Source organism: Pseudomonas sp. DG56-2, assembly GCF_004803755.1.
In the GTDB taxonomy this organism is placed as follows: Bacteria; Pseudomonadota; Gammaproteobacteria; order Pseudomonadales; family Pseudomonadaceae; genus Aquipseudomonas; species Aquipseudomonas auratipiscis.
This window is the reverse complement of sequence record NZ_CP032311.1, coordinates 3,432,834-3,449,463: the sequence shown is the minus strand read 5'-3', so window position 1 is coordinate 3,449,463 and position 16,630 is coordinate 3,432,834. Positions and strand designations below refer to the sequence as shown.

Below are 16,630 nucleotides of genomic sequence, written 5' to 3'. Positions count from 1 at the left end.
GCGTGGACCCAGGCGCTCGCAACGGCCTTGTATGAAGGCTCTATCAACCGTGAACACATCTATCGAGGTAACTTGTGAAATACGCCATCGCACTACTGCTGAGTTTGTCCCCGCTCCTGGTCCAGGCGGTCGAAGTTGGTGAGCAGCTCACACCCTGGACGCTGCTCGACCAATACGACCAGGCCTATAGCCTCAACGATCAGACCCGTACCTTGTTGGTGGCGAGCAACATGGACGGCGCCAAGTTGGTCAAGGCTGCTTTGGAAGACCGTCCCAAGGGTTATCTGGAAGCGCGTAATACCGTGTTCGTTGCCGATATCCAGCGTATGCCGGCGTTGATTTCCAAGCTTTTCGCCATTCCGGCCATGCGTGACTACAGCTACCGGGTGTTGCTGGACCGTGACGGCAGCGTAGCAACGCGCTATGCCCCTGCCGAAGACAAAGTACTGTGGCTGCAGTTGGACAAGGGGCAGGTGGTCAGCCAGCGTGAGTACACCAGCGCAGACGAATTGCGCCAGGCACTGGAAAAGCAGTGAGGGGCTCCCGGATCAGCGCTGCGATCTATCAATAGGCACCTGCAACGTCGACTTCACCCGTTCCAGCACGACAATGGTCCGAAACCACTTCACGTTCGGGTTGTCATGGAATAACCGCTGGGTCAGCGCCTGGTACTCGCTCATGCTTGCCACGGTGAGCACCAGCATGAAGTCGGCGTCGCCGGTCACGTAGTAGCACTGCTGGATCTCGGGTCCGGAGAAGGTCTGCTTCATCAGTTCCAGATCCGGCGACTGGGTACGTTCGGCATGCACCTCGACCATCAAGGTAATGACCTGGCCGATTCTTTCCGGGTCGATCACCGCCGCATTGGCCTGGATAACGCCACTGGCGTTCAATCGCTGAATCCGCCGTTGCACCGATGCGGTGGAAAGGTGAACTTGCTCAGCAAGTTGGCGCAGGGCCAGGCTGTTGTCTTGCTGCAGGGCGTCGAGCAAGGCCAGGTCGAAGTCATCCAATGCAGGTTTCATGTGCAAAAATTTCTCATCGGAGGGGCGAAATAAGAGGGCACTTTTCAGTGCTTACGCAATAAATTATCACCGACTCAACGCCCCGAGAAGGACATCGCAATGCACCGGCCCGCCACCCCCAACGCCTCGCTTGGCGTACTGCTCAACGTACTCGCGTCGGTACTGTTTGCGCTGATGTACGCCTACACCCACCTGCTTGATCCCCTCGACGGTGAAGAAATCTATGGCTGGCGCATTCTGCTGACCGTGCCGTGCCTGACGCTGATGGTGCTTGCCAGTGGTCACTGGCACGAAGTCCGTCGGCTTTTCCAGCGGTTGTTCGAAGAACGCTGGTTCTGGGCTGTGCGCCTGATCTCGGCGGCGCTGCTTGGCGTTCAGTTGTGGTTGTTCATGTGGGCACCGATCAATGGCTATGGCCTCGATGTCTCGCTGGGCTACTTCCTCATGCCACTGACCATGGTGATCGTCGGCCGCCTGGCTTTCAATGACAGCATCAGCCGCCTGCAACTGCTGGCGTGCGGGTTGGCGGCGTTGGGCATCATTAACCAGATCGCAATTGCCAAGGCCATCAGTTGGCCGGTGTTGGCGGTGGCGCTGGGGTATCCGTTGTACTTCTGGCTGCGCCGGGTCAGTGACAGCAACAATATGGGCGGGCTGTGGTTCGACATGAGCCTGAGCTTGCCGGTCAGCCTGGGGCTGGTGCTCAAGGGCGGGGTAGTGCTGGCAGCTGCAGGCAGCGGCTCCTCGCTGCCATGGCTGGTGGTCGGGCTGGGCGCCATCAGTGCATCAGCCCTGGCCCTGCAAGCGCTGTCGGGGCCGCGGCTGAACTTGACGCTGTTTGGCCTGCTGATCTACGTTGAACCCATCCTTCTGGTGCTGGCGGCGATTATGCTCGGTGAAAGCATCGCTGCGGCGCAATGGCCCACCTACATTGCCATTTGGCTAGCCGTGCTGGTCCTTGTGATGGAAGGCGGCCTGAGCCTGAGCAACAACCGTCGCGCTACTCGCCAAGCCGCTGTTCTCGCGAAGGTGGATAGCTGAAGTAGGCGCTGTAGCATTTGCTGAAATGCGAGACTGAAACAAAGCCGCAGGCAATCGCTACGTCCATCAGCGGCAGGTCGGAATACTGCAGCAAACGACGGCTCTTGGTAATGCGCAGTTCCATGTAGTAGCGGCTCGGGGAGGTGCCCAGCTGTGCCTGGAACAAACGATCGATCTGCCGTCGCGAGCGGCCGCTGTAACTGGCGAGTTGGTCGAGGCTAAGGGTTTCCTCGAGATTGTTCTCCATAAGCTCGACGATGGTACGCAGCGGCGCGCTCATGGATTTTTTCGAGCTGCTGTCGACACGGCGAAATCGTGCCCCGGAGAACGCCAGGATTTCCTCCACTCCCGCGGCCAGTGCATCGCCCTGTTGCAGCCGCAACAGGGCCAGCATCATCTCCAACGCGCCATTGGGGCTGGCCGCCGTCAGCCGATCACGATCCAGGACAAAGCTTGCCGGGGTAATCGTGCTTTGCGCGCTGCGCTCGGCTAGGCTTGCCCGCTGTTCGGGATGGATGGTGCAACTGTAGTCCGCCAGCACCCCGGCACGGCCGAGAAAATAGGCGCCGTTCCACAGGCCGCCCAACGCCAGGCCGTGGCTTGCCGCTTCGGCCAGCAGTCGATCCAGCAGCGGATACTTGAGGGGGGTGCGCAGCCCTCCGCAGACAATCAACATGTCCAGTTCATCCAGGGTGGCCCGTTCCAGGCCTGCGGCATAGATCTCCAACCCCAGGTCGCTGATGACGCGCTCACCGCCCAGAGACAATGGCGTGATCACAAAAAGGTTGTTCTGCAACAGGTTGGCGGTAACCAGCACATCCATGGCCACGGTAAAGCTGGCCATGGAGAAGTTTTCCAGTAACACAAAGCCGACGCGGTAAGCGGGCGAGGAGGCTGCTTGCGGGTGCTTGAGGTTCAGCATATTCGTTGTGCTGGTTTTACTGCTGAACTGGCGTGGGGTGGGCATTGAAGCTCCGCAGGCAAAAGAGGATGTCGAGGTTTGTCGAGTTTACTCAGAAGTTCATTGCCCGTGGCGAACGTGCGGGGGTATCCGAAAACAGAATGAACCCTGGCGGCTGCCGCAAACCTAACCTGCGTACCCTACTGGAGGCAACGCATGGAAAACGGTCATATCTGGATCACACTTGCAGTATTGCTCACCCTTGTCGAACTTTGGGCTATCAAGCGCATTATCGGGAGTAAAAGTCGGGCAGATCGGAAGATGCTATGGATAGTGTTTATCGTTTTTGTGCCCGTGCTCGGTTTGATCGCCTGGGCCGTGGCCGGTCCAAAATCGAGTGCCGGCGTTCCTATTTCGCGGGAAGGGTAGTGCCCTGCGTAGCAAAAGAACCTGCCTGTGTGTAGGGTGCCGATATGGCCTCCGACCCACAGCGCAGAGTTGTGACATGTCTTCATCCCACCTTGACCCGCTGCGACGGGAGATCGAACAACGTCAGATCGCCCCGGCACCGGCGCCGTGGCAACTCAAGGCCAGGCTGAGCATCGCGGGCCTGCTGGAGATCGGCTTCGATGCTGACAGCGAACTGCTTCTGGTCGCGTCCAGCTCCGGGCGTAGCGTGATCGATTGTCAGAGCGGGGAAAAAGTCGCGCGTGATCGCACCGATAACCTTGGCAGTGACCGCCACCTGCAGACCCGTGGCATCGGGCCGCTGCAGGATCGTGTAATACGCATGGCCGGGATCAATGGGGGTGGCCTACCGGTAGCCACCGCCGATGGCTGGATGGTCGAGGACATCACCCTGGCCTGGCCAGAACAGCACCTATTGCTGGTCGAGCCTGGCTCGTGGTTGCACGGTGCGCGTTACCACCGCCCGGCGCTGTTTCACAAGCTTGGGGTAGAGCTTGAGGTGAGGGCGTTCGGTTTTTCCTATACCGGCTTGAGCCTGGTGATTGCCACTGCCGGGGAAGTGCTGGTGTACGGGCGCTGCGCGAAAACCTTGGCGTTCTGATATTGCCTGCCTTCTGTGACCGTCCAGGTCCTGTCTACACACCCATCGTCGCTTTTAAGTGAGAAATTTCCCACTCAATGGGAATCTTGTTTCACCCTTTGAGAAAACCCTGTGCACCATGTTCGCAAGGAGCACATATGAACTACAACAGCCCCACCGATCGTTTGCTGCAGATTCTTGTCGCCCTTGGCCAGGCTAGCGAAGCCGTGTCGGCCAAGGAACTGAGCCTGCAGCTGGAACAGCCCTTGAGCAGCACGTATCGGCATTTGAAAACCCTGCTGCGCTGGGGCTTGGCCGAAGACAATGGTCACGGCCGTTATCTGCCGGGGCCTGCCTGCCTGCAATTGGCAAACAAATTCGACCGCGAGGCGCTGCTGGTATCGCAGGCCATGCCCGAGCTCAAACGCTTGGCCGAACTGAGCCGCGAAAGTGTTGCGTTGATGGTGCCCAGCAACGGCCAGGCCATTTGTATCGAATTGATCGATAGCCCCCAGCCGCTGCGTTGCTGTTATCAGAAGGGGCTCGCGCAGCCGCTGCTGGTCGGCGCTTCGGCGCGGGTGCTGCTGGCCCATATGGCGCCAGAGCGAAGCGAGGCGATCCTTCATGAACACGGTGTTGATGCCGAAGGCTTCGAGCTCTATCGGCAAAGCTTTATCCCCATTCGCGACCAGGGCTTTGCCATAAGCCTTGGCGAAATCGACGACGGCATCTGGGGCGTCAGCGCGCCGGTGCTCGACAGCCGCAACCGCTTGTACGGCGCAATCAGCCTGATGGCCCCGGCCTTTCGTGCCCAGCACAACAGTGAGCGCCTGACCCGCTGGACCCGCGAAGTCGCCCTGCGAGTGGGTGCACGGCTGGACTGAATCAACCTGGAGTTTTTAAGCATGACCGCACATCTGCCCATGCCTGACTGGCAAGGCCGTATTGACGCAGGCGAAGGTTCGTCTGCATTGCGCTGGCACCAGTGGGTGCGGCCTTACAGCAGCGCCCAAGCCCCTGGCACCGCATTGATAGGTCTGGCCTGCGATGAAGGTGTCACCCGCAACCAGGGTCGCAGCGGTGCCCGCCAAGGGCCACCGGCATTGCGCAAGGCGTTGGCCAACCTGGCTTGGCGCGGCCAGCGAGTGGTGTATGACAGCGGCGACATTGCCTGCACCGGTAGCGATCTGGAAGGCGCGCAGCAGGCCTATGCCCAGCGCGTCAATGAACTTCTCGACCACGGTCATTTGCCGTTGGGGTTAGGTGGTGGGCATGAAATCGCTTATGCCAGCTTTCTCGGCTTGGCCGAGCACCTGCGTAAGCACGAAGCCAGTCCACGGGTGGGTGTTCTCAATTTTGACGCCCACTTCGATTTGCGTCATGCCGAAAAAAGCAGCTCCGGCACGCCGTTCCGGCAGATCGCCGAGTACTGCGAGCAGGCGGGCATGGTGTTTGACTACTGCTGCCTGGGCGTGAGTGAGCTGAACAACACGCAAGCCCTGTTTGATCAGGCCGATCGCCTGAACGTGCGCTATCGCCTCGACCGGCAGATGCAACCTTGGAATGTCGCGGCGATCGAGGCGTTTGTCGACGCGTTCCTCGGCGGTATCGACCACCTCTATATGACCATTTGCCTGGATGTGCTGCCCGCCAGTCAGGCACCCGGCGTCAGTGCACCGTCGGCCCATGGTGTCGACCTGATGGTGGTCGAGCACCTGGTCAGGCATGCCAAGGCCAGCGGCAAGCTGCGCATGGCCGACATCGCTGAACTTAACCCCGGTCTTGACCAGGACCAGCGCACCGCGCGCATTGGCGCGAGGTTGTTGGCAAGCCTGGTCGACTAAGCCGTTCCCCATTCAACCCAGTATAAAAACAAGAGTATTACTTCATGCTGACCCTGCAACTCGATGCATTGACCACCGTTGCCCTGGCACTTGTGCTGCTGGCACTGGGGGCACAACTTAAAAAACACAGTTACTGGCTGCGCCAGCTCTGCGTACCCGCGCCGGTAATCGGTGGTTTTGGTTTTGCTCTGGTGGTATGGCTGCTGCGTAACCAGCAGTGGTTGGACATCAAGCTGGATACGGCCATGCAAACCCCGTTGATGGTGGCGTTCTTCACCACCGTCGGCCTGGGTGGCAGCCTTGGCCTGCTACGCCAGGGCGGCAAGATCCTGTTCATTTATCTGGGTGCCTGCTGGGGCCTGGCGCTGCTGCAGAACCTGGTGGGTGTCGGCATGGCCAAGGCGCTGGGTATCGATCCGCTGCTGGGGATCATGGCCGGAGCAGTGTCACTGGAAGGCGGTTTCGGTGCGGCGGCAGCCTTTGGCCCGATTGCCGAGAGCCTTGGCACCACGGGTGCCACAACGGCAGCACTGGCTTCGGCGACCTTTGGCATGGTTGCTGGCGGTTTGCTTGGCAGCCCGGTGGCGCGTTATCTGATCGATCGCAAGAAGCTGGCGGTCAAAGCCGACCGGGTCGATACGCTGCAGGCGCTGGAAAAAGCCAACGAAACCCCGAGCGTAACCCTGGATGCGGCGGTACTGCTGCGCTTGCTGACCTGCATGCTGGTCATCATGGTACTGGGCTTCTGGATCGGCGATGCCTTGAAAGCGCACCTGGGCATTGTTTTGCCGGTGTACGTCGGCGCGATGTTTGTCGCCATCATCCTGCGTAATCTCAATGATCGCGCACGGATTATCGAGTTGCCGGACAACGCGGTCAGCACCGTAGGCGATATCAGCCTGGGCATGTTCTTGACCATGGCGATGATGAGCCTGAAGTTCTGGGAGTTGGAGCAGTTGGGCCTGCCGCTGCTGGTGATTCTGGTAGTGCAGGTGGTGATCATGGTGCTGCTGTGCATCTTCGTGTTGTTTCGCCTGTTCGGCGGCAACTACGATGCTGCCGTGCTGTGCGCGGGCTACATGGGGCATGGCCTGGGCGCCACGCCCAATGCGGTGGCCAACATGGGTGCCATTTGTGATCACTACAAGGTGTTCTCCTACAAGGCGTTTATCATCGTGCCCCTGTGTGGCGCGGTGTTGATCGATATCGTTGCCTTGCCGTTGATTACCTGGTTCATCAACGCGTTCAGTTGACATCCAATGACCCGTCAGGGGGCGGGCGGTGGTGCTCAAACCCATCCGCTCGACCACTGACGTGGCGAAAAACGCTTTTCTCCCTTTCGAGTTCCGTCAAGGGAGGGCACAATGCGTGTCCTTTTTTTGGCCGGCCTTGCCGGGGGCCTCGAAATGATCAAAACGCCGTATTACCTCATCGACAAAACCAAGCTGCTGCGCAACATGGAGAAGATCGCCTACGTGCGTGAAAACTCCGGTGCCAAGGCGCTGCTGGCCCTCAAGTGCTTCGCCACCTGGTCGGTATTCGACCTGATGCAGCAGTACATGGACGGTACCACCTCGTCTTCGCTCTACGAACTCAAGCTGGGTCGCCAGAAGTTCGCCGGTGAGACGCACGCCTACAGCGTAGCCTGGGCCGACGACGAAATCGGCGAGATGGTCGAGAACTGCGACAAGATCATTTTCAACTCCATCGGTCAGTTGCAACGCTTCGCCGAGCAAACCGAAGGCACCGTGCGCGGCCTGCGCGTCAACCCGCAGGTAAGCAGCTCCGACTACTTGCTGGCTGACCCTGCGCGCCCATTCAGCCGCCTGGGTGAGTGGGATCCGGTAAAAGTCGAAGCAGTCATCGAACAGATCTCCGGCTTCATGTTCCACAACAACTGCGAGAACGGCGATTTCGGCCTGTTCGACCAGATGCTGTGCACCATCGAAGAGCGCTTCGGTCATCTGCTGCACAAGGTCGAGTGGGTCAGCCTGGGTGGCGGTATCCACTTCACGGGCGAAGACTACGCGCTGGACGCCTTCTGTGCGCGCCTGAAGTCCTTCTCCGAAAAGTACGGCGTGCAGGTTTACCTGGAGCCGGGTGAGGCAGCCATCACCCAGAGCGCCTCGCTGGAAGTCACCGTGCTCGATACCCTCTACAACGGCAAGCACCTGGCCGTCGTCGACAGCTCCATCGAGGCGCACATGCTCGACCTGCTGATCTATCGCCTCAACGCCAAGCTGGCGCCCAGCGAAGGCGAACATACCTACATGGTGTGCGGCAAGTCCTGCCTGGCCGGGGATATCTTTGGCGAATACCAATTTGATCGTCCGCTGGCCATCGGCGATCGGCTGTCGTTTGTTGACGCAGCGGGTTACACCATGGTCAAGAAAAACTGGTTCAACGGCTTGAAAATGCCGTCCATCGTAGTGAAACAACTCGACGGTACTGTTGAGGTTGTTCGCGAATTCGGGTTCGAAGACTACTTGTCCAGCCTGTCGTAAGCTGGCAGTAAAGGAGAGAAAGAGAAATTGAAGAAGAACGTCCTTATCATTGGTGCAGGAGGTGTCGCCAAGGTGGTGGCCCACAAGTGCGCACAGCACAACGACGAACTCGGTCGTATTGCTATCGCGTCGCGCAACATCTCCAAATGCCAGGCCATCATCGACAGCGTCAACGCCAAGGGCAGCCTGAAACAGCCTGCTGAAATCAAGGCTTTCGCGCTGAACGCCCTGGATGTCGAAGCGACCAAGGCGCTGATCCGCGAAACCGAATCGCAGATCGTCATCAACGTCGGCTCTGCGTTCCTCAACATGTCGGTGCTGCGTGCCTGCATCGATACCGGCGTGGCCTACCTGGACACCGCCATCCACGAAGAACCGGGCAAAATCTGCGAAACCCCGCCCTGGTACGGCAACTACGAGTGGAAACACCTCGAGGAATGCCAGCAGAAGAACATCACCGCCATTCTTGGCGTAGGTTTCGACCCAGGTGTGGTCAACGCCTATGCAGCACTGGCGCAGCAACAGTATTTCGACCGTATTGATTCTATCGATATTCTCGACGTCAATGCCGGTTCCCATGGCAAGTACTTCGCCACCAACTTCGACCCGGAAATCAACTTCCGTGAGTTCACAGGACAGGTGTGGAGCTGGCAGAACAGCCAGTGGACCAGCAACACCATGTTCGAAGTCAAGCGTACCGATGATCTGCCGGTAGTGGGTTCGCAGAACCTGTACCTGACTGGCCACGATGAAGTGCACTCGCTGTCGAAAAACCTCGACGTGCCCAACGTGCGTTTCTGGATGAGCTTTGGCGAGCACTACATCAATGTGTTCACCGTGCTCAAGAACCTGGGCCTGCTCTCCGAGCAACCGGTCAAGACTGCAGAAGGCCTGGAAGTGGTACCACTGAAAGTGGTCAAGGCCGTGCTGCCTGATCCGTCTTCGCTGGCACCGGGTTACACCGGCAAAACCTGCATTGGTGACCTGGTCAAGGGCACCAAGGACGGCCAGCCACGTGAGATCTTCATCTACAACGTGGCAGACCACGAAGAAGCCTACGTCGAGACCGACAGCCAGGGTATTTCCTATACCGCAGGTGTGCCACCCGTGGCTGCAGCCTTGCTGGTCGCCCGTGGAGAGTGGGACGTGCAGCGCATGGCCAACGTCGAGGAACTGCCGGCTGAGCCGTTCCTCAAGGCGCTGGACGAGATGGGCCTGCCAACTCGCATCAAAGACGAGAATGGCGACCGCCCCTGGAACTGAGTGATCAGTTCGCCGCTGTAACTGAACGGGATTGGCCCATTGAGGGTGCCAATCCCGTTTTTCGTTGTGCTCGACCTGTGGCTACAGGTGGCGGATTGCACCCATTGTCACCAGCGCGGCGAGCCCCAACAGACAAACCATTGCAATGGCGTAGGCAACGGTTCGCCAAGGCTGCCAGCGTGCCAGATAGGTCACGGTATGCATCACCCGGGCACCGGTGAACAGGACCATTAATCCGCTGGTGAGCAAAGCCGGTGGATTGAACACCAGGCACAGCCCTCCCAGGACGAAAAACAGTGGGATATTCTCCAGGTCGTTGGCCCAGGCCTGCGCCGCTCGCCTGACCTGCGGCAACTCCTCCGGGCTTGGCTGGCGCCCAACCAAGCCTGCATCCTCACCGTTCTTGAAGGTCATGCGGCTAATGCGGTAGAAGCCCTGGTAGCAGGAAATCGCCAGCATTTTCATAAAGAGTACGACTACACACAACGCAAAGACGGCCAAAATATCGTGCATGCTCATTCCATTGAAAGCGGGGGAGCGTGATCATCGCCCAATCCGCAATCGTGCGTATAGCCTGCGCCTGAGCTTCAGTCGTGATGAATATCCCGGTCCTTGGTTTCCGGTAGAAAGAAAATACCCAGGATGGCGGTCATCACCGCGATCACGATCGGGTACCACAGCCCGTAATAGATATCACCCGTGGCCGCGACCATGGCGAACGCTACCGTGGGCAGGAAGCCGCCGAACCAGCCGTTGCCAATGTGATAAGGCAGTGACATCGAGGTGTAGCGGATGCGCGTCGGGAACAGCTCCACCAGCCAGGCGGCAATCGGTCCGTAAACCATGGTCACGTAGATCACCAGGATGGTCAGCAGCAACAACACCATCGGGTAGTTGGTTTTGGCGGGGTCGGCTTTTTCCGGGTAGCCCGCGTCCTTGAGTGCAGTCCCGAGGCTGGCGACGAACGCGTCGTTCTGGACCTTGAAGTCGGCGGCCGGCATGCCGGTTCCTTCAAAGCTCTGCAGCACGTTCTCGCCGATGCGAATTTGCGCGACAGTGCCGGGTTCAGCCTTGACGTTGTCGTAGGGAATGGCGCGCTTGGCTAACACACTCTTGGCCAGGTCGCAGGAGCTGGTGAATTTTGCCTTGCCCACCGGATCGAACTGGAACGAACACTGGTTGGGGTCGGCAATCACCGTTACCGGGTTTCGCTCCTGGGCGAGGAACACGTCTGGATTACCGTATTCGGTCAATGCCTTGAAGATCGGAAAGTACGTTAGCGCGGCAATGATGCAGCCCGCCATGATGATGCCCTTGCGTCCGATGCGGTCAGACAGGCTGCCGAACAGAATGAAGAACGGTGTACCGATCAGCAGTGAGCCTGCAATCAGCAGGTTGGCGGTTTGTGGGTCGATCTTCAGCGTCTGCAACAGAAAAAACAGTGCGTAGAACTGCCCGGTGTACCAGACCACGGCCTGGCCGGCGGTGCCGCCAAGCAGCGCCATGATCACCACCTTGAGATTGTCCCAGCGCGCAAAAGACTCGGTCAGCGGCGCCTTGGAGGCTTTGCCCTCGGCTTTCATCTTCAGAAATACGGGTGACTCGCTCAGTTGCAGGCGGATGTACACCGAAACGATCAGCAGCAGAATCGACAGCAAGAACGGAATTCGCCAGCCCCAGGCCTCGAAGGCTTCAGTGCCAAGAACGGTACGGCAGGCGAGGATAACCAACAGCGACAGAAACAGCCCCAGGGTCGCAGTGGTTTGAATCCAGGAGGTGAAGTAGCCACGTTTACCTTGTGGGGCATGCTCGGCTACATAGGTTGCCGCGCCACCGTATTCGCCGCCCAGGGCCAAGCCTTGCAGGAGGCGCAGGGTAATCAGAATGATCGGTGCTGCTACACCGATGGTGGCATAGCTGGGTAGCAAGCCCACGATTGCGGTCGACACGCCCATGATCACGATGGTGATCAGGAACGTGTACTTGCGCCCGATCATGTCGCCCAGCCGCCCGAACACGATGGCGCCAAAGGGGCGCACGGCAAAACCTGCGGCAAAAGCGAGAAGGGCGAAGATGAATGAGGTGGTCTCGTTGACCCCGGCAAAGAAGTGCTTGGCGATAATTGCTGCGAGGGAGCCGTAGAGGTAAAAGTCGTACCATTCGAACACTGTGCCCAAGGACGAAGCGAAAATGACTTTTCGCTCCTCCTTGGAGATTGCACGGTGAGGTGTGCTGCCTGTGGAGCCTTCGACTGATGCCATGAGTGTTCTCCGCCTTGTTTTTATAGGCCGGAGCACCCACTGACATTTACCGCACCCTGGCCTGGGGGTTTGCGGTCTTGCATCGCTGCAAGGTTTCTTCAAGCATAATCATCTTTTTTCGGATATCCAGCGTGGCCGCGATGCGCCGTGGCGCTTAGAAGCTGTAGTCCACGGTGGCGAAGTACGACCGAGGCTCGCCCATGATCCATTGTTCGCCACTGTGCGCCGTGGCGGCATAGCGACGGTCCAGCAGGTTGTTCAACTGCAGTCCCAGGCGCACATCGGCAAGCACCTGCCAGCCAAGGTTGGCATCAACCACGGTGAAGCCAGGAACGGTCTGGGTATTGGCGGTGTTGGCGTAGCGTTGGTCGACATAACGCAGGCCCATGCCGAGGTCGACGCCGTGCTCCAGGCCTTTGCTGACCCATAGATTGGCGGTGCGCCGTGGCACATTGCTTGGTCGATTTCCCGCGCGCGAAACCGTTTGACCGTTGACCACCTGATCGAAGTCGTCGTACTTGGCCCGCACGACCGAGGCGTTGGCAGAAACCTGCCATTGGTTGGCCAGGGCCAGTTCCAGGGTCGCTTCCAGGCCATCGGAGGTTTGCTGTCCGGCTTGTTCCTTGAGGTGGGTGATGGGGTTGCTGACCAACAGCTTCTTTTTGACGATGTGATACGCCGCTAGGGTCCATTCGCCGCGACCGTCCCAGAACAATTGCTTGAGACCAAACTCGGTCTGTTTGGCTTCGGTGAGGTCGAAGTTCTGCTGGCTTGGGCTGAGCGTAACCAGGTCACTGACGCCGTCTTCACTGGTGGAGTACTGGCCGTACAACGACAGATCATCGGTGACCGCAAAGACCAACCCTGCACGCCAGTTTCCACCGCCAAGGCTACGGTCGGTGCGGCTGCCATCAACCAGGTTGTCGCGGTCGATGTGGTTCTGGTCACGGCGGATACCGGTTACCAGCGACCAGCGATCAGTCAGCTGGGTACGGTTTTCGGCGAACAGGGCAAAGGTGCGGGTAGTGCTCTGACTTTGAGGGCGGGTGGGGTCCTTGCTGTGGAAGTAGCCTGGGGCCGGGTTCCATGGGTCGACCAAGTCGCCGCCAATGTCGTTGTAAGGTGAGTTGCTGTCGATGCCGAAGCGAATGCGGTTGTACTCGGCACCGACCACGGTCTTGCTGGCCAGTCCGAACAGCGAGTGATCAAAGGAGAAGCTCTGGCGATCACCGATTTGCTCCTGGTCGTGCTTGATCTCCAGGTAGCTGCCGCGCTCCAGTTGTCCTGCGCCGCTGTTCCAGGTGTAGTCTTCGGCGTTGCGCCAGTGTCGGCGACTCTTGATGTAATAGAGCTGGTTGCTGGCGCTGATCGAATCGCTGATAGTCCAGTCAGTGTTCAGGCGCGTCCACTCGTCGTGGTAGCGCTGCACATCGTTTTGCACGTTGTAGTTCTTTTTGCCCAGGCTGTCGCGGTAGTGGCCGTCAATCAGCGGCGTACCGAAGTAGTTCATCGGCTCGGCATCGCCGCGCTCGTGGGCCAGGGTAAAACTCAAGTCGTCACTGGCGTCGAAACGCAGGGCGGCGCTCATCGCCAGGTTTTTCGAGTCGCCACGATCGACCCAGCCGTTGCTCTGCTGATTGTTCAAGGTCACTCGGTAGCTCAGGCGCTCGCTCAGCGAACCGCCGCTGTCCAGGCCCAGTTGCTGACGGTCGTAGGCGCCGTAGCCCAGCCGCAGATGGTTGCGGATGTCACCGGCAAAAGGCTTTTTGGCAATCACGTTGATGACCGCACCGGTGGCGCCTTCACCATAGAGCACCGAGGCCGGACCGCGGATCACGTCGATGCGTTCGACCATCCACGGATCAACCGGGAATGTCTGGGTGCCGGCACCGGTATACATCCGCGAGCCATCGAACAACGTCATCACCGAGCCATGACCTTCGAAGCCACGGGCCGAGAGGGCGGTGCCGCCATTGCCAGGCGTCGCCACCGAAGTGATGCCCGGCGAACGTGTGACGGCGTCCTGGACGGTGAGGTTGTTGCGCTTGTCGATGGCGTCGGCACTGATGCTGCTGGTGCTGGCCGGGGTATCCATGGCGCTGAGATTCAGCCGCGAACCGGCCGGCAACGGGGTAGCCAGGCTGATCACCTCGTTGTCGCTGCTGCTGGTGATGGCCGTGGAAGGAAGCGCAAGGGCGGTGCTGCCAGATTCAGCGGCAAAGGTCGGCACGCAGAATGCCAGGCAGGGGGCCAGGGTATTGGCCGCCAGAGTGTGAAGCTTGGAATTACGGGACATATCGTTCCACTGTCTACTGGAAGAAATGGATCCCGGAGGGAATAACGCATGAAGGAATTGCGCGCGCAGGCGAGCGCAAACCGGCCTGCGCCCGCCCACCGCGGGGTTGCCAAACGAAGCTTCAGGCCGGTCTCCGGGCTTGCGAGGGTCGTGAAGGCCTTCACCTTCCCATGCCTGAGCACAGTGGTGTTTCGAAGGCTTCGCTCGCTTACCGTTGCGGGGGCAGCGCCGGACTAGTCACCTGAAGTGATGCACCGGCTTCCCGTTTCACCCTGCGCACGACGGCGCAGGACACCTGAAACTGGCGCGCATCTGAACATTGAAAGTCTTTGCAGTCAATGAGTTGGACAAACCCCTGGCTTATCGCCCGCGCTTGCGCGATACCACCGCTTCAATGTTCTTGCGCCCGATCAGCATGGGTTGCTGGGGCTGCTCCAGCCATTTGTACATCACCAGGCAATCGACCAGCCCTAGCTGAGCGTGCCGATAGGCGCGAGGCAAGCGCCCGACAATGGCAAAGCCAAGTTTCTGCCACAGTGCCACGGCTGCTGCGTTGCTCGACACCACCGAATTGAACTGCATGGCCAAGAAACCCTGCTCGCGCGCCAGGTGTTGCGAGTGCTCGCACAGGGCCCGAGCAACGCCACGTCCACGCGCAGTTTCGGTGACCATGTATCCACAGTTACTGACATGACTACCGGGTCCTGCGGCATTGGCTTTGAGGTAATAGGAGCCAAGCAACTGGCCATCCTCTTCCGCCACCAGGGTCTGCAGGGGGGATTCAAGCCACAGTTGGCGGGCTTGATCCTGGCTCAGGGCCGGATCGAAGGCATAGGTTTCGCGCGCTGCGACAATGGCCTGGAAGGTTGGCCAGAAGCGGTCGAAGTCGGCAGCGGTCATGGGGCGGATGTGAATCATGGCGGTTCCTAGCAACGTGAGCCGCGAGTCTGAAAGCGTTGGTGCCGGCATGCAACTGTTTGTGCCTGCCGGCACCGTTGTCGCTAGCTGTCGACCTTGCCCAATGCATCCATGGCGCGTGCCGAATACACCAGGGCAGCCCCGGCATTCATTGCGACAGCAACGCCGAGGGCTTCGGCAATTTCCTCACGGCTGGCCCCTTGCTTGAGCGCCTGGGCCGAGTGCACGGCAATGCACCCGTCGCATCGCGTGGTTACCGCCACGGCCAGCGAAATCAGTTCGCGGGTCTTGGCGTCGAGGTGGTTGGTCTTAGCCCCGGCGCCGCTGGCGGTCATGTAACCGTTGACTGTGTCGGGGGACAGTTGCTTGAGGTCGCCGATACCTGCCATCAACTGCTTACGGTAGGCGTCCCAGTCCATCATGCTCATCGTCTTCACCTTGTGCTGTTGGCAACATCAACAGTGAAGCTAGTTTTTCCGTGGGTGGGGCGCCGTTGGTCGAAGGCAGCACGGCTCGTTGGCCGGGTAAACGGGTCAGATATAAATAAACACCAGCAGCAATACCGCGACCACTGCCCATTTTTCCAGGTAGTAACGGGTGCGGTTACGTTTCTTCAGGGCCTTGCCTCGCTCACGGATCTTGTAGATGCGCGTGAACAGACGGTTGATGCCGCCGGTCTTGTCACCGGCATCGTTCGGCGCGGCGGCGGCCGCCATCACACTACGGCTGAACCAGCGGTTGAAAGCGGTGGCCCAGCGATACTTCAATGGACGCTCGACATCGCAGAACAGAATGATGCGGTTGTGCTCGGTCTGGTTGGAGGCGTAGTGAATGTAGGTCTCGTCGAAGACCACACCTTCGCCGTCTCGCCACGAGTAGTTTTCGCCGTCCACGCAGATGTAGCAGGCATCATCGTTTGGCGTGTCCAGGCCCAGGTGGTAGCGGTAGGAGCCCGCATAAGGGTCGCGGTGGCGAACCAGTTTGGAGCCTGGCGGCAAGGTAGCGAACATGGCGGCCTTGACCGTGCCGATACTTTGCAGCAGCTCGGTGGTGCGTGGGCACAGTTTCATCGCCGAAGGGTGGCTCTCGCCGTACCATTTCAGGTAGAAACGCTTCCAGCCGCTCTTGAAGAAAGAGTTGAAGCCTACGTCGTCGTAGTTCTGCGAGCTTTTGATTTCGCCTACATGCAGAAGCTGTTGCGCTTCAGCGCGAATCTCCTGCCAGTTGTCCTGCAACGGCTTGAGCTCGGGAAATGACTGGACCGGCAGGTAGGGTTTGGCCTCAAGCTTGGAGAACAGGTAGAGGAAAACGTTTACCGGGGCCAGGAAGCTTGAGTGATCGCCCAGTTGGCGGGTGATCTTGTGCCTGACGCGTCCGCGAAAATGGACAAAAGCAATTGAGAAGACAAACAGTAGAACCAGGAAAATTTTCATGGGCGGGTACTTATCGATGTGGCGATGCGCCATGGCATAAGCTCGCCAGCATAAACAATCGCGACCGCGGTTTGTACAAAATGTTACTGCTTTGAC

The 16,630-nt window shown here is 59.2% G+C and carries 17 protein-coding genes and 1 riboswitch; of the genes, 9 read left to right on the top strand and 8 right to left on the bottom strand.

All coding sequences use genetic code 11. The annotated features are described in order from the left end of the window. Nucleotides 1–74 precede the first annotated feature (74 nt). Entirely contained in the window at nt 75–536 is a 462-nt protein-coding gene (locus D3Z90_RS15450; RefSeq protein ID WP_136476896.1) for an FAD/FMN-containing dehydrogenase, read from the top strand. Between the two features lie 12 nt (nt 537–548). Here D3Z90_RS15450 and D3Z90_RS15445 read toward each other — a convergent pair whose 3' ends face one another. Further along, nucleotides 549–1,025: an Lrp/AsnC family transcriptional regulator gene (locus D3Z90_RS15445; RefSeq protein ID WP_136476895.1), complete on the bottom strand. Its 477-nt coding sequence runs from the start codon at nt 1,023–1,025 to the stop codon at nt 549–551. A gap of 99 nt (nt 1,026–1,124) precedes the next feature. On the opposite strand from D3Z90_RS15445, the gene rarD reads away from it, so the two are divergent. Continuing rightward, nucleotides 1,125–2,066 (top strand): EamA family transporter RarD, encoded by a 942-nt coding sequence (gene rarD / locus D3Z90_RS15440; protein ID WP_136476894.1) that lies wholly within the window; start codon nt 1,125–1,127, stop codon nt 2,064–2,066. Here rarD and D3Z90_RS15435 read toward each other — a convergent pair. Beyond that, nucleotides 2,026–3,033: a GlxA family transcriptional regulator gene (locus D3Z90_RS15435; protein ID WP_136476893.1), complete on the bottom strand. Its 1,008-nt coding sequence runs from the start codon at nt 3,031–3,033 to the stop codon at nt 2,026–2,028. The two genes, rarD and D3Z90_RS15435, sit on opposite strands and share 41 nt — an antisense overlap. Before the next feature lie 150 nt (nt 3,034–3,183). Here D3Z90_RS15435 and D3Z90_RS15430 point away from each other — a divergent pair, with 150 nt between their 5' ends. The 7 genes from D3Z90_RS15430 to D3Z90_RS15400 all read left to right on the top strand — a co-directional run bounded on the left by D3Z90_RS15430 (nt 3,184) and on the right by D3Z90_RS15400 (nt 9,626). Then, nucleotides 3,184–3,396, top strand: a complete 213-nt coding sequence (locus tag D3Z90_RS15430; RefSeq protein WP_136476892.1) for a PLD nuclease N-terminal domain-containing protein — start codon at nt 3,184–3,186, stop codon at nt 3,394–3,396. Nucleotides 3,397–3,472: 76 nt separating this feature from the next. Next, on the top strand, nt 3,473–4,036 hold the full coding sequence (locus tag D3Z90_RS15425) for a hypothetical protein (RefSeq protein ID WP_136476891.1): 564 nt from the start codon (nt 3,473–3,475) through the stop codon (nt 4,034–4,036). A gap of 137 nt (nt 4,037–4,173) precedes the next feature. Next, entirely contained in the window at nt 4,174–4,899 is a 726-nt protein-coding gene (locus D3Z90_RS15420) for an IclR family transcriptional regulator (RefSeq protein WP_136476890.1), read from the top strand. 21 nt (nt 4,900–4,920) lie between these two features. After that, nucleotides 4,921–5,859: a formimidoylglutamase gene (gene hutG, locus D3Z90_RS15415; protein WP_136476889.1), complete on the top strand. Its 939-nt coding sequence runs from the start codon at nt 4,921–4,923 to the stop codon at nt 5,857–5,859. A gap of 44 nt (nt 5,860–5,903) precedes the next feature. After that, nucleotides 5,904–7,112 (top strand): sodium/glutamate symporter, encoded by a 1,209-nt coding sequence (gene gltS, locus D3Z90_RS15410; RefSeq protein WP_136476888.1) that lies wholly within the window; start codon nt 5,904–5,906, stop codon nt 7,110–7,112. 153 nt (nt 7,113–7,265) lie between these two features. Further along, nucleotides 7,266–8,363, top strand: coding sequence for a carboxynorspermidine decarboxylase (locus tag D3Z90_RS15405; RefSeq protein ID WP_136478966.1), 1,098 nt, complete (start codon nt 7,266–7,268; stop codon nt 8,361–8,363). Nucleotides 8,364–8,390: 27 nt separating this feature from the next. Continuing rightward, complete coding sequence (locus tag D3Z90_RS15400; RefSeq protein WP_136476887.1) at nt 8,391–9,626, top strand: saccharopine dehydrogenase family protein; 1,236 nt, start codon at nt 8,391–8,393, stop codon at nt 9,624–9,626. An 81-nt stretch (nt 9,627–9,707) separates the two neighbouring features. Here D3Z90_RS15400 and D3Z90_RS15395 read toward each other — a convergent pair whose 3' ends face one another. The 6 genes from D3Z90_RS15395 to lpxO form a co-directional block, all read right to left on the bottom strand. Next, a complete protein-coding gene (locus tag D3Z90_RS15395) occupies nt 9,708–10,139 on the bottom strand; it encodes an MAPEG family protein (protein ID WP_136476886.1) in 432 nt (143 codons plus the stop codon). A gap of 74 nt (nt 10,140–10,213) precedes the next feature. Beyond that, nucleotides 10,214–11,887 carry an MFS transporter gene (locus D3Z90_RS15390; protein ID WP_136476885.1) on the bottom strand — a complete coding sequence of 558 codons (1,674 nt, stop codon included), beginning with the start codon at nt 11,885–11,887 and terminating at the stop codon, nt 10,214–10,216. A gap of 154 nt (nt 11,888–12,041) precedes the next feature. Next, on the bottom strand, nt 12,042–14,183 hold the full coding sequence (locus D3Z90_RS15385) for a TonB-dependent siderophore receptor (protein ID WP_136476884.1): 2,142 nt from the start codon (nt 14,181–14,183) through the stop codon (nt 12,042–12,044). A 106-nt stretch (nt 14,184–14,289) separates the two neighbouring features. Then, a riboswitch (cobalamin riboswitch) is annotated at nt 14,290–14,497 on the bottom strand. A 46-nt stretch (nt 14,498–14,543) separates the two neighbouring features. After that, nucleotides 14,544–15,101: a GNAT family N-acetyltransferase gene (locus D3Z90_RS15380; protein WP_136476883.1), complete on the bottom strand. Its 558-nt coding sequence runs from the start codon at nt 15,099–15,101 to the stop codon at nt 14,544–14,546. Nucleotides 15,102–15,184: 83 nt separating this feature from the next. Beyond that, nucleotides 15,185–15,529, bottom strand: a complete 345-nt coding sequence (locus D3Z90_RS15375; RefSeq protein ID WP_136476882.1) for a carboxymuconolactone decarboxylase family protein — start codon at nt 15,527–15,529, stop codon at nt 15,185–15,187. Nucleotides 15,530–15,634: 105 nt separating this feature from the next. Beyond that, complete coding sequence (lpxO, locus tag D3Z90_RS15370) at nt 15,635–16,534, bottom strand: lipid A hydroxylase LpxO (protein ID WP_136476881.1); 900 nt, start codon at nt 16,532–16,534, stop codon at nt 15,635–15,637. Between the last annotated feature and the right edge of the window lie 96 nt (nt 16,535–16,630).

Excerpts from the sequence above, each read along its gene's own strand:
- D3Z90_RS15390 (WP_136476885.1), bottom strand. The coding sequence starts at position 11,887 with ATGGCATCAGTCGAAGGCTCCACAGGCAGCACACCTCACCGTGCAATC.
- D3Z90_RS15375 (WP_136476882.1), bottom strand. The coding sequence starts at position 15,529 with ATGAGCATGATGGACTGGGACGCCTACCGTAAGCAGTTGATGGCAGGT.
- lpxO (WP_136476881.1), bottom strand. The coding sequence starts at position 16,534 with ATGAAAATTTTCCTGGTTCTACTGTTTGTCTTCTCAATTGCTTTTGTC.
- D3Z90_RS15435 (WP_136476893.1), bottom strand. The coding sequence starts at position 3,033 with ATGCCCACCCCACGCCAGTTCAGCAGTAAAACCAGCACAACGAATATG.
- D3Z90_RS15395 (WP_136476886.1), bottom strand. The coding sequence starts at position 10,139 with ATGCACGATATTTTGGCCGTCTTTGCGTTGTGTGTAGTCGTACTCTTT.
- D3Z90_RS15380 (WP_136476883.1), bottom strand. The coding sequence starts at position 15,101 with ATGATTCACATCCGCCCCATGACCGCTGCCGACTTCGACCGCTTCTGG.
- D3Z90_RS15445 (WP_136476895.1), bottom strand. The coding sequence starts at position 1,025 with ATGAAACCTGCATTGGATGACTTCGACCTGGCCTTGCTCGACGCCCTG.
- D3Z90_RS15405 (WP_136478966.1), top strand. The coding sequence starts at position 7,266 with ATGATCAAAACGCCGTATTACCTCATCGACAAAACCAAGCTGCTGCGC.
- D3Z90_RS15430 (WP_136476892.1), top strand. The coding sequence starts at position 3,184 with ATGGAAAACGGTCATATCTGGATCACACTTGCAGTATTGCTCACCCTT.
- gltS (WP_136476888.1), top strand. The coding sequence starts at position 5,904 with ATGCTGACCCTGCAACTCGATGCATTGACCACCGTTGCCCTGGCACTT.
- hutG (WP_136476889.1), top strand. The coding sequence starts at position 4,921 with ATGACCGCACATCTGCCCATGCCTGACTGGCAAGGCCGTATTGACGCA.
- D3Z90_RS15385 (WP_136476884.1), bottom strand. The coding sequence starts at position 14,183 with ATGTCCCGTAATTCCAAGCTTCACACTCTGGCGGCCAATACCCTGGCC.
- rarD (WP_136476894.1), top strand. The coding sequence starts at position 1,125 with ATGCACCGGCCCGCCACCCCCAACGCCTCGCTTGGCGTACTGCTCAAC.
- D3Z90_RS15420 (WP_136476890.1), top strand. The coding sequence starts at position 4,174 with ATGAACTACAACAGCCCCACCGATCGTTTGCTGCAGATTCTTGTCGCC.
- D3Z90_RS15425 (WP_136476891.1), top strand. The coding sequence starts at position 3,473 with ATGTCTTCATCCCACCTTGACCCGCTGCGACGGGAGATCGAACAACGT.